This window comes from Agromyces sp. NPDC058136 (assembly GCF_042884375.1).
Taxonomy (GTDB): domain Bacteria; phylum Actinomycetota; class Actinomycetes; order Actinomycetales; family Microbacteriaceae; genus Agromyces.
Map to the genome: position 1 here is coordinate 140,579 of NZ_JBHVUA010000004.1, position 11,183 is coordinate 151,761.

Genomic DNA, 11,183 nt, shown 5'->3' on the forward strand with positions numbered 1-11,183 from the left:
CTTTCTTGCGAGAGGGAAGTGTTCACCTGGAGTTCAGGGACCCGTCGATCCTACGCGACCGATGGGCGCTCCGACACCACCGTCGCGAGATCCTCGCCGAACACGAAGGTACGGTGTGCGGTGCCACCCGCGAGCACCGCGGGCAGCCATCGCTTCGCGTCGTCCCACATCTGCGCGTACGGCACCTCGTCGAGGGCGAACCACTCGGGGTCGAGCTCGTCGGATGCCACGGGGTCGCCCTCGAACCGGCGGGTGACGAAGACGCTCGACTCCTGGCTCCACGACTCGCGGTGCGGGAAGTGGTAGCTGAGGACGCCCCTCGGATCGAGCTCGTCGGCGACCACGACGAGACCCGACTCCTCGAAGACCTCGCGCACCGCGGCATCCACTGCCCGTTCACCGGGCTCGAGCTTGCCGCCGAGCCCGACGTAGTAGCCCTCGCCGAGGCCGTGCTTCTTGCGGCCGAGCAGCACCTCGGTGCGGCCGGCGCGCTCGCGCAGCACGTAGCAGACGCAGACCTGGTACATGCTCCCCATTGTGCTGCGTGCCGCAGCCTCAGCCGAAGAGGACGCGCGCCTCGTCGTAGCGCGACTGCGGCACGCTGTTGAGCGTGCCGACCGCCTCGGCGATCGAGACGGTCTTGATGTCGGTGCCGCGGAGCGTGACCATCGAGCCCCACGCGTGGTCGTAGACGGCGTCGATCGCGGCCATGCCGAGGCGGGTGGCGAGCACCCGGTCGTAGGCCGAGGGCGCGCCGCCGCGCTGGATGTGACCGAGCACGGTCGCGCGCGACTCGATGCCGGTGCGCTCCTCGATCATCGGGGCGAGGATGTCGGCGATGCCGCCGAGCCGCGGGCGGTTGAACGCGTCGAGGCCCTTGTGCGAGTGCGCCTCGTCCATGCCCTCGAGCGTGAAGCCCTCGGCGACCACGACGAGCGGGGCGCGGCCGCGGTCGCGCACCGACTCGACCCACTCGCAGATCTGCTCGATCGACTGCGGCTGCTCGGGGATGAGGATCGCGTGCGCTCCCCCGGCCATGCCCGAGTGCAGGGCGATCCAGCCGACGTGGCGGCCCATGACCTCGAGCACCATGCAGCGCCCGTGCGAGTCGGCGGTCGTGCGCAGGCGGTCGATCGCCTCGGTCGCGATCTCGACGGCGGTGTCGAAGCCGAAGGAGTAGTCGGTGGCGGCGAGGTCGTTGTCGATCGTCTTCGGCACGCCGACGACGTTGATGCCGCCCTCGTCGCGGAGCCGCCGCGCGGCCGTGAGCGTGCCCTCGCCGCCGATCGCGATGATGGCGTCGATGCCGTGCCGGTCGAGCATGCGCTGGATGTTCTCGGGGCCGCCGCCCTCGCCCTCGAAGGGGTTGGTGCGGCTCGAGCCGAGGATCGTGCCGCCCTGCTTGGCGAGACCGCGCACGTCGTGGCGCACGATCGGAACGAGGTCCTCTTCGACGACGCCGCGCCAGCCGTTGCGGAACCCGACGAACTCGGTGTCGTACGAGATGACGCCTCGGAGGACGGCACCGCGGATGACGGCGTTGAGGCCGGGGCAGTCCCCACCGGAGGTGAGCATTCCGATCTTCATGACGCGTGAGACTCCTTGCAGGTGGGAAATCGTCGCTGGAGCCGCTTCATCGGGGCACGACTCCGGGAAGTCTAGCGAAACTCGCTTCTCGGACCACGGGATTCGAGGCAAGTTCGCCAATCACCGCAAGCATCTCGCCAGGCAATTCCGGGCCGGATACGCCGACGGAAGATCCGTCGATCTTCGCCCGTCCCGCAGCCGGGAAGGGCGAAGATCGACGGATCGAGGGGTTCGCCTACAGCGCCCCGTCCAGCGCCTGCCGCAGCAGGTGCTGGAGCGCGTCGAGCTGCACCGAGTCGGCCGAGCCGGGCTCGACGTCCTGCCCGTCGAGGGCACGGGCGGCGAGCCCCTGCTTCGAGTCGATGAGCTCGGCGATCCGGGCGTCGATCGTGTGCGCGGCGATGATGCGCCACGCGGTCACGGGCTCCTCCTGGCCGATCCGGTGCACGCGGTCGATGGCCTGCGTCTGCTCGGCGGCCGTCCAGCTGAGCTCGGCGAGCACGACGTTCGACGCGGCCTGCAGGTTGACGCCGACACCCGCCGCGGTGAGCGAGCACACCGCGACCGAGACCTCGGGGTCGTTGTTGAACGCGTCGATCGCGGCCTGGCGCGCCAGCGCGGTCTGGTCGCCGCGGAGCGAGACGCTGCGGAGCTCCCGCGAGGCGAACGCCGCCTCGGCCTGATCCATGACGTCGATGTGCTTCGCGAAGAAGACGACCTTGCCGACCGAGCGGGCCAGCTGCGCGGCGTAGTCCGCGGCGAGGCCGGCCTTCGCCTGGCCGATGCGGCGCACCATCGTGAAGACGTTCTCGCCCGACTTCGCCGACTTCGAGTCTTCGAGCTCGGCGCTCGCGACCGCGCGGATGAACTGGTCGCGGGTGTCCTCGTCGAGGTCGCCGACCTTGAGGTGGCGCGCCTCGACGAGCGCCCGGAAGCGCGAGGCGAGGCGGTTGCCGAGCTCGCGTTCGGCTGCACGCACCGAGCGGCCGAGCTCGTCGTCGAGTTCGACCGGGAGGTCGGCGATGCGCTTGGCCGGCAGGTCGGCCGCGACATCCACCTTGCGACGGCGCACGATGCCGAGGTCGATGACCGAGCGCCGCGCCTCGGCGTAGAAGCCGGGCTCGGCGGGGGTGAGCCCCGTCTCCTCGAGCTTCGCGAGCAGTTCGGGTGCGGGCTTGTCGCCGTCGATCCAGCCGAGGAACTTCCAGATGGCGCGGAAGTCGTCGACGTCGTTGATGAGCGGCGTCCCGGTGAGGGCGAGCAGCAGCGGGTCGCCGCCGGGCGTCGCCCTGCGGATGCGTTCGGCCAGCGCGAGCACGTTCTTCGAGCGCTGCGACTGCAGGTTCTTGATGAAGTGCGCCTCGTCGACGACCATGCCGCGGAACCCGAGGGTCGACAGCCACGCCATGTGCCGGTCGAGCACGTCGTAGTTGACGATGACGACGTCGGCGAAGGCGTCGAGGGTGTCGCCGTCGCCGTGGATGACGGTGGCGCGGCGGTGCGGGGTCCAGCGTTCGACCTCGCGCGCCCAGTTCATCTTCACGACGTTGGGCACGACGGCCAGCAGCGGGTACGCGTTCGCGACGGACGCCGCGAGCACCGACTGGGCCGTCTTGCCGAGGCCGGGCTCGTCGGCGAGCAGGAACGTGCGGTGACCCTCGCGGGCGCTCTCGATGAAGCGGGCCTGGTGCTTCATGAGTTCGAGTCCGCGCGGCGCGAGCCGGTCGATCTTCGGCGCCTCGGGCAGCGGCATCGACGCGGCCTGACCGCCCGAGCCCTGCTCGAACGACTTGAAGAGGGGGCCGAGCAGCTCCCAGTTGGCGAGGCGGCGCACCGGCACGAGCGGCGCGGCGGGCTTCGAGAAGTCGGGTGCGAGGAACGGGTTCGCGAGCTGGCGGGACTTCACCGAGGCCGGGATGACCTGGTTCTCGGAGACCTCGAGCTTCACCTCGGGCTCGCGCGTGATGATGAGCTCGTCGGGGCTGAGCTCGGCGCCCGACTCGAGCAGCCAGTCGCGGCGGAACCGCTGCGCGACGGTCGAGATCGAGGCATCGGGCTCGAGCAGCTGGATGAGGCTCGTGTCGCGGGCCGCCGTCTTCGCGAGGATCTGCGCGATGCCGTCGAGGCGCTTGAGCAGCTCGCCGCGTGCCGCGTCGCCGATCGCGGCGTCGGCCTTCACGCGGGCGCGCTCCTCGCGCATGAGCAGCGCGATGACCTGGAACTTGGTGCGGTTCGTCGGGCCGAGCTTGCCCTTCTGCGCCTTCTGCTCGACCTCTCGCACCTTGCGGGCGAGGATCGGGATGATGGGGGCTTCGTCGTCGCGCGAACGCGTACGCTGCCGCTGCCTCGTCTGGGCCAATGGTCCTCCCGTTTCCTTCGTGCCGTGACCGGCACGCCCCCTCGGCACCACGCGGTGGTCGAGCCCGCACGCTGCGGCTCGGATGCCGCGCTGCGCGGTACGCCGAATCCCGAACCGAGCAGCGGCGAGCGGAGCTCGCACGGTCGGCCGAAGAACGGATTCGTCGGGCGCTCCCCCTATTCTAGCGGGCGTGCGCCCTGAGCCGCGAAACGGCGTGTCACCCGACGACGTGCACGGCGTAGCTCAAGAGGAATCCCGCGGTCGCGAGCAGCCCCGTGAACGCGTGCGTGGTCCGGAACGCCTCGGGGATCATCGTGTCGCAGATCATCGCGAGGATCGCGCCCGCCGCGATCGCCGTGATGAATGCGGTCAGCTCGCCGGGAGCATCGTCGAGCAGCACGTACCCGGCGAGCGAGGCGAGCGCGCTCGCGAGCGCGATGCCCGCCCACAGCACGAACACGTACGTGCGCGAACGGCCGCTCTCCTTGAGCGACGCCGTCGACGAGAGCCCCTCGGGGATGTTCGAGATGAGGATGGCGACGAACACGGGCACGCTCACTCCCCCGCCGCCGACCATGCTCAGCCCGAGCACCGCCGATTCGGGGATGCCGTCGAGGAGGGCGCCCACCGCGATGCCCGTCCCGGTGCCGGGGTCCTCGCCGCTGCCGCGAGGGTTGCGCTTGTCGAAACGGTCGAGCAACTGGTTCGCGAAGACGTAGACGACCGCACCGGCGGCGAAGCCGCCGACCGTCGGCCAGAAGCCGCCCTCCTCCTGCGCCTCGAGCACGAGGTCGAAGGCGAGCGCCGAGACGAGCACCCCCGAGCCGAAGGCCATGATGGATGCCACGAGCCGCGGCGGCACCCGGACGTACCAGGCGATCACCGCCCCCACCAGGAGCGCCCCGCCCGCGAGGAGTCCGGCGATGCCGGCCAGGATCCAGTCGGCCATGCTGCCGAGCATAGGGCCGCCGGGACTACCCGTTCGTCACGGACGCGCCTACCCTTGGAACATGGACGAGCACGCGGGGGCGGGTGCGGAGTTCGCGCCCGACGACGAGGATTTCACGGTCTCGCAGGACACCGAGTTCGACGAGCCCGACGAGGTGCACGGCGACGAGGATCGCCCGCTCGACGAGGCGGGCGACGAGCCCCCCGGCGTCGACGCCGAACGGCGGGTCGATCTCGGCGACGAGCGCTCGGCCGCGGCCGACGACGGCGAGTAGCGCCGGCCTCAGACGCCGCCGCCGCCTCCGCCGCCGCCACCGCCGCCCGAGGAGCCGCCACCGCCCGAGCCACTCGACGACGAGCTCGCGCTCGACCCCGACCACGACGAGTTCGACGAGCTCGAGAACGACGCGACGCCCGCCGAGAAGTACGCCACGTTGAAGCCGTGGCTGCCCGAGTACCAGTCGGGTTCGACCCCGAGCCGCTCGTAGAGGGCCGCGAGCTCGCGGCTCCAGTCGCGTTCGAAGCCGAACAGCACCGCGTACGGCAGCAGCCGTTCGTTGAGCTTCAGCACCTGCCCGAGGTCGTTCACGTCGACCCGCAGGGCGCCGCTCGGGCTCTGCAGCACCCGGATGCGGTCGGCCTCGGCGAGGCGGATGTAGAGGCGCAGCCCTTCGAGGTGGTCGCGCAGTTCGCGACCTCGTTCAGTGAGGGGGCGCACCCACACGACGAGGGCGATCGTGCCGAGCGCGGCAAGGATCGCGACGATGAAGCAGAGCGCGGGCCAGCCGGCACCCATCGCCGAGTCGAGCGCGATGATGCCCATCACGAAACTCGCGATGGCGGCGAGGCCGGCGCCGATCGCGAGCACGATCCGGAGGCCGACGTCGGGGCTGCGTCGGAGCCCCGACGCGACGACCCCGCTCGACACCCGCTGCCGGACGGCGAGCAGCTGCTTGCCGAGCGCGGTGTCGCTCGACTTCATCTCGCGGAGCGCGCCGGGGCGCGGCGGATCGCCGAACAGCGCGACCACGACGGCACGCGCGTGCTCGTCGCCGGCCGGCCCCTCGCCCGTGTACCGGACGCCGTAGCTGCGCGAGCCCAGTTCGACGACCTGGAGTTCGCGGGCGACGGCGCGCTCGAGCACCGTCGCAGTGACGCCGCGCGACAGGCTGCCGACGAGTTCGGCGGCGACGAACGCCGAGACCCCCTCGGCCGGCTCGTACTGCGCGATGATCGTGCCCCGCCCGGGGTGGCTGCGCCAGCGACCGAGACGGAGGACGAGGGCGACGCCCGCGGCCACGAGCGCCAGCACCGCGCCGACGGCGCTGCCGATCGCCGCGGGCGACGACCAGAACGCGTCGTCGCGCGGCACCACCGTGCCCGGCTCGAAGGCGACCGCGAAGCTGAGGTTCTCGAACGGGCCGAGCTCTGCGGCCGAGGCTCCGACGACCGCGCCGCCGTCGACCTCGTCGACCGTCATCGCGTCGCACGGCGTCGTCGACCCCGACCAGCCGCGGTAGCAGGCCATGTCGCCCGTCATCGCCCCCGCGAGCTCGGGTGAGAGCCGCAGCTCGCTGCGCACGACGCCGAAGGGCTGCGCCCATCCGGTGCCGTTGACGTCCCAGTAGATCTCGTCGATCGCGGCGTCGTCGGGCACGTGGGTGACGTTGTGCATGCGGTAGGTGATGACGTACGTCTGCTCGCCGTGCAGGAACTCGTCGGCTCGGCTCGTGACGAGCAGGAACTCGCCGTCCTCGTCGGCCTCGGTGTCGAACGGTCGGGGCGCGCCCGTGGCATCCGTCACCGATTCGACCGCGAGGTCGACCGGGTGGCCGTCGTAGCCGAGCGGAAGCGCCCGACGGATGCCGTGGTTCTGGTCGATCTCGGGGAAGACGGCGACGAGGGTCTCGGTGACCTCCATCACCGAGCGACCCTCGTCGTCGAGCGAGAGCTCGTAGACCGCGTCGAAGGAGTCGAACACGAAGGCGTTCGTGTCGGGCTCGTCGGCGAGGAGCGCGACCGCCTGCGGTGCGGCGGCCGCGATCGACGCGGATGCCGCGCGCTCGGCCGCGACCGCCTGCGTCGCGCCGGCGGCGCCCGCCACGAGCAGTGCGGGCAGGGCGACGGCGAACGCGGCGGCGAGGCGCACGAGCGGGCGACGGGCGGTGCGACGTGGCATGCCCCAACGCTAGCGCCCGGCGCCGGCGCACGCCGCCCGCCGGCCCGCCGCCCGCCCGCTGCGGTGCCGGCTCAGGCCCGACGCAGCCGCAGGCTGTTGAGCACCACGAAGATGCTCGAGAACGCCATCGCCGCCCCCGCGATCATCGGGTTGAGGAACCCGGCCGCCGCGAGCGGGATCGCCGCGACGTTGTACGCGAACGCCCAGAACAGGTTGCCGCGGATCGTGCCGAGGGTCGCCCGGGCGAGGGCGATCGCGTCGGGGATCGCCCCCGGCTCGTCGCGGGTCAGGGCGAGGTCGCTCGCGCTCGCCGCCGCGTCGGTGCCGCCGCCCATCGCGATTCCGAGGTCGGCCGCGGCGAGCGCGGCCGCGTCGTTGACGCCGTCGCCGACCATCGCAGTCTTGCGGCCGGCGGCCTGCAACTCGGTGACGGCGGCGAGCTTGCCCTCGGGGCTGACCTCGGCGTGCACGCGCTCGATGCCGAGCGAGGCGGCGACGCGTTCCGCGGGCCGTCGCGCATCGCCCGTGAGGAGGATCGGTTCGAGGCCCTGTGCGCGCAAGCGGTCGACCGCCTCGCGGGCTCCGGGGCGGAGCGTGTCGCCCACCTCGAGGATCGCGCGCACCTCGCCGCCCCACCCGACCGCCACGGCGGTCGCATCGGAGTCGGCGACGCGGGCGGCGAGCTCGCGCGGCATCCGCAGCCCGAGGCCCTCGACGAACGCGGGCCGCCCGACGACGGCCTCGTGCCCGTCGACCGTCGCGGTCACGCCGAGGCCGGCGTGCGCTCGGAACCCGTGCGCCTCGGGCCGGGCCGCGCCGCGCTCGGCGGCGCCGTCGACGACGGCCCTGGCGATGGGGTGCTCGCTGCGGAGCTCGAGCGCGGCGGCGACGCCGAGCGCGACCGCCCCGTCGGTGCCGGGCGCCGCGGTGACCTCGCCGAGGCGCATGCGCCCGGTCGTGAGGGTGCCCGTCTTGTCGAGCAGGATCGTGTCGATGCCCGCCGTGCGGTCGAGGGTCTCGGGGCCGGTGATGAGGATGCCGCGCTCGGCGCCGCGCCCCGTGCCGACGAGGATCGCCATGGGCGTCGCGAGCCCGAGCGCGCACGGGCAGGCGATGACGAGCACGGCGACCGCGGCGGTGATCGCCTGCTCGATCGGGCTGCCCGTCGCGACCCACACGATCGCGGTACCCACGGCGATCGCGATGACGATCGGCACGAACACGGCCGAGATGCGATCGGCGAGGCGCTGTGCGCGCGACTTGCCGAGCTGCGCGTCCTCGACGAGTCGGGCGATCTGCGCGAGGCGCGTGTCGGCGCCGACGCGGCTCGCGGTGACGACGAGGCTGCCGCCGTGCACGATCGTCGCCGCGGTGACCGGGCTGCCCGCGGCCACGTCGACGGGGGCGGGCTCCCCCGTCAGCATCGACTCGTCGACGCTCGCCTCGCCCTCGGCGACGACGCCGTCGGCGGCGATCCGCTCGCCGGGTCGCACGACGAAGCGGTCGCCGGGGCGCAGCGCGGCGATCGGCACGCGAACCTCGGCGTCGGCCTCGGCCGAGCCGTCGGCGCCGCGCAGCACCGACACCTCGCGCGGTGCGAGCTCGAGCAGGGTGCGCAGCGACTTGCCCGCCCGCCGCTTCGACTTCGCCTCGAGCACGCGCCCGAGCAGCAGGATCGTGATGACGCCCGCCGCGACCTCGAGGTAGATGTCGCCGCCGGGGGTGCCGCGCACGCCGAAGGTCCACTCGTGCGTCATGCCCGGCATGCCCGCATGTCCGAAGAACAGCGCCCACAGCGACCAGACGAACGCGGTGAGGGTGCCGAGCGAGACGAGCGTGTCCATCGTGAGCGCGCCGTGCCGCAGGTTCTGCCACGCCGCCCGGTGGAACGGCCAGCCGCCCCACACCACCACGGGCGCGGCGAGCGTGAGCGAGAGCCACTGCCAGTACGTGAACTGCAGCGCCGGGATCATCGCGATCGCGACGACCGGCACGGTGAGCACGGTCGAGACGATGAGCCGGGTCATGAGCGGGTCGGATGCCTCGGGGCGGGCGGGCTCCGTCGGCTCGACCTCGACGGACGGCACGGCCGCCGCGTGCGGGGCGGGGGCCGTGGCATCCGCCTCGAGCGCCTTCTCGACCGGCGTCGCGGTGTAGCCCGCCTGCTTCACCGCCTCGACGAGCGCGTCGATCGAGGTGGACTGCGGGAAGGTGACGCGCGCTCGTTCGGTGGCGAGGTTGACGGCGGCGTCGACGCCGTCGAGGCGGCCGAGGCGCTTCTCGACGCGGGCGACGCAGCTTGCGCACGTCATGCCCTCGATGTCGAGATCGATCGTGCGGATCGGGGGCGTGTCGAGCGTCGTCATGGGTTCGAGAGTACCCCCTAGGGGTATTCGGTGCAAGCGGGGTATCCTGTGAGGGTGATCGAGGACATCAAGAAGCGCGCACTGCACCGCACGAAGATCATCGAGGGCCAGCTGCGCGGCATCGAGAAGATGATCGAGAACGAGGACTACTGCGTCGACATCATCACCCTGTCGCTCGCCGTGCAGAAGTCGCTCGGCTCCCTCAACAAGCTGCTCGTCGAGAACCACCTGCGAACGCACGTCTCGCACATGTACGAACAGGGCGGCGAGCAGCGCGACGAGGCCGTCGCCGAACTCGTGCGCATCTTCGAGCTGTCGAACAACCGCAGCTGACGACCTCCGCGCCGAGCACCGGCCGCCGCGGTCAGGTGCCGGGCGCCGTCGCCGCGAGCCACGCGTCGAGCTCGCTGGGCTCGTCGGTGATGATGCCGTCGACGCCGAGCGCGTTCACCGCCTCCCAGTGCTCGTGCGTGTTGAGCGTGTAGCAGAGCACCGCGATGCCCGCCTCGTGCGCGAGCACGAGCGCGCCCGGCTGCGCCGTCACCGAGGCGACCGTCGTGCCGAAGCCGATGAGCCCGAGGCGTTCGGCGAGCGGCACCGGGTCGGCCGGCAGCTCGCGGATGAGCATGATGCGCGGCAGCGTCGGGGCGACCGCCTGCAGCGACTCGAGCGTCTCGAGGCTGAAGCTCTGCAGCACGACGCGACCGCGCAGACCGTGCCGGTCGACGAGGTCGGTGACCAGGCGCACCTCCTGCTTCGTCCAGTCGGCCTTGAGCTCGACGAGCGCACGCGCCTCGTCGCGCTCGGCGAGCGCCGTGAAGAACTCCTCGAGCGTCGGGATGCGGGTGCCCGCGAACTCGTCCGCGTACCAGGCGCCCGCGTCGAGCCGGCGCACCTCGTCGAGATCGAGCTCGCCGATCGTGCGCGGGTCGCCCGCGACGCGCTCGAGGGTCACGTCGTGCGCGAGCACGGGCACGCCGTCACGGGTGAGTTGCACGTCGGTCTCGACGAAGGCGAGTTCGTCCATCGCGAGCTCGAGCGAGGGCATCGTGTTCTCGGGGGCCGCGGCGCGGTCGCCGCGATGGCCGACCGTGAAGGCGGGCTCACCGGGCTGGCGGAGCGCACCGAACACGTCGATCGCGTACACGGTCGGCGGCGTCTGGGCGATGAAGATGGCGGATGCCACGACCGCGACCGCGACGGCCGCGAGACTCGCACGCACGGTGCGACCGGGCGGGCTCGTGAACGAGAGGAGCGAACGGGAACGGGCGGACGGAGCGGGGGCGACGGCACTGGGCCGCCGGCGCACGGTCTCGGGTTCGACCGTGCGGAAGGCGTGCTTCACGGGTTCGGGCCTTTCCACCGCCCGAGCCTCGTTGCCCGACCGGTGCACGCCACTCTAGCAACACCGTTACCGTTTCGTTACCGAAATTCTCGGTGATCTTCCTGCGGCGGCCAACTGCACGCTCAGTGCCGTTCGTTGCCCCGCCGGTAGTTGCCCGTCGCGCGCGCGAGCAGGTGCTGCGCGCGCTCCTCATCGGCCGTCTGCAGCGCCGCCGCGAGCCGCGCCGCATCGCGCCCGCCGACCGTCACCACGACCCGGCCGCCCCGAGAGACGAGCACCGCGCCGTCTTTCGCGAGGCGGTAGTCGAAGGGGTCGGTGACGAGGCGCCCGCGCTCATCGGATGCACCGCTGCGTCCCGCCACCGCTCCCCCGCTCCCTCGCGTCGTGCTGTTGTCGCTG

The 11,183-nt window shown here is 72.2% G+C and carries 10 protein-coding genes; 2 read left to right on the top strand and 8 right to left on the bottom strand.

Going from position 1 to position 11,183, the window contains the following annotated elements; all coding sequences use genetic code 11:
• Positions 1–50 precede the first annotated feature (50 nt).
• The 4 genes from ACFVTX_RS12865 to ACFVTX_RS12880 all read right to left on the bottom strand — a co-directional run bounded on the left by ACFVTX_RS12865 (position 51) and on the right by ACFVTX_RS12880 (position 4,895).
• The gene (locus tag ACFVTX_RS12865) at positions 51–527 is read right to left on the bottom strand and encodes an 8-oxo-dGTP diphosphatase (RefSeq protein WP_386900671.1); all 477 of its coding nucleotides are present in this window, start codon (positions 525–527) and stop codon (positions 51–53) included.
• A gap of 28 nt (positions 528–555) precedes the next feature.
• Complete coding sequence (locus tag ACFVTX_RS12870; protein ID WP_386900673.1) at positions 556–1,587, bottom strand: 6-phosphofructokinase; 1,032 nt, start codon at positions 1,585–1,587, stop codon at positions 556–558.
• Between the two features lie 235 nt (positions 1,588–1,822).
• Positions 1,823–3,946, bottom strand: a complete 2,124-nt coding sequence (locus ACFVTX_RS12875; protein WP_386900675.1) for a DEAD/DEAH box helicase — start codon at positions 3,944–3,946, stop codon at positions 1,823–1,825.
• A gap of 217 nt (positions 3,947–4,163) precedes the next feature.
• Positions 4,164–4,895, bottom strand: coding sequence for a ZIP family metal transporter (locus tag ACFVTX_RS12880; protein ID WP_386900677.1), 732 nt, complete (start codon positions 4,893–4,895; stop codon positions 4,164–4,166).
• 61 nt (positions 4,896–4,956) lie between these two features.
• On the opposite strand from ACFVTX_RS12880, the gene ACFVTX_RS12885 reads away from it, so the two are divergent.
• On the top strand, positions 4,957–5,169 hold the full coding sequence (locus ACFVTX_RS12885; RefSeq protein WP_386900679.1) for a hypothetical protein: 213 nt from the start codon (positions 4,957–4,959) through the stop codon (positions 5,167–5,169).
• 8 nt (positions 5,170–5,177) lie between these two features.
• Here the strand turns inward: ACFVTX_RS12885 and ACFVTX_RS12890 are convergent, their stop codons facing one another.
• Together ACFVTX_RS12890 and ACFVTX_RS12895 are read right to left on the bottom strand one after the other, a co-directional pair.
• Entirely contained in the window at positions 5,178–7,073 is a 1,896-nt protein-coding gene (locus ACFVTX_RS12890; protein WP_386900681.1) for a DUF2207 family protein, read from the bottom strand.
• A 71-nt stretch (positions 7,074–7,144) separates the two neighbouring features.
• A complete protein-coding gene (locus ACFVTX_RS12895; RefSeq protein WP_386900683.1) occupies positions 7,145–9,439 on the bottom strand; it encodes a heavy metal translocating P-type ATPase in 2,295 nt (764 codons plus the stop codon).
• 54 nt (positions 9,440–9,493) lie between these two features.
• Here ACFVTX_RS12895 and ACFVTX_RS12900 point away from each other — a divergent pair, with 54 nt between their 5' ends.
• Positions 9,494–9,772 (top strand): metal-sensitive transcriptional regulator, encoded by a 279-nt coding sequence (locus ACFVTX_RS12900; RefSeq protein WP_157422625.1) that lies wholly within the window; start codon positions 9,494–9,496, stop codon positions 9,770–9,772.
• A gap of 31 nt (positions 9,773–9,803) precedes the next feature.
• Here the strand turns inward: ACFVTX_RS12900 and ACFVTX_RS12905 are convergent, their stop codons facing one another.
• Together ACFVTX_RS12905 and ACFVTX_RS12910 are read right to left on the bottom strand one after the other, a co-directional pair.
• The gene (locus ACFVTX_RS12905; RefSeq protein ID WP_386900686.1) at positions 9,804–10,802 is read right to left on the bottom strand and encodes a glycerophosphodiester phosphodiesterase; all 999 of its coding nucleotides are present in this window, start codon (positions 10,800–10,802) and stop codon (positions 9,804–9,806) included.
• A 104-nt stretch (positions 10,803–10,906) separates the two neighbouring features.
• On the bottom strand, positions 10,907–11,146 hold the full coding sequence (locus ACFVTX_RS12910) for a hypothetical protein (RefSeq protein ID WP_386900688.1): 240 nt from the start codon (positions 11,144–11,146) through the stop codon (positions 10,907–10,909).
• Between the last annotated feature and the right edge of the window lie 37 nt (positions 11,147–11,183).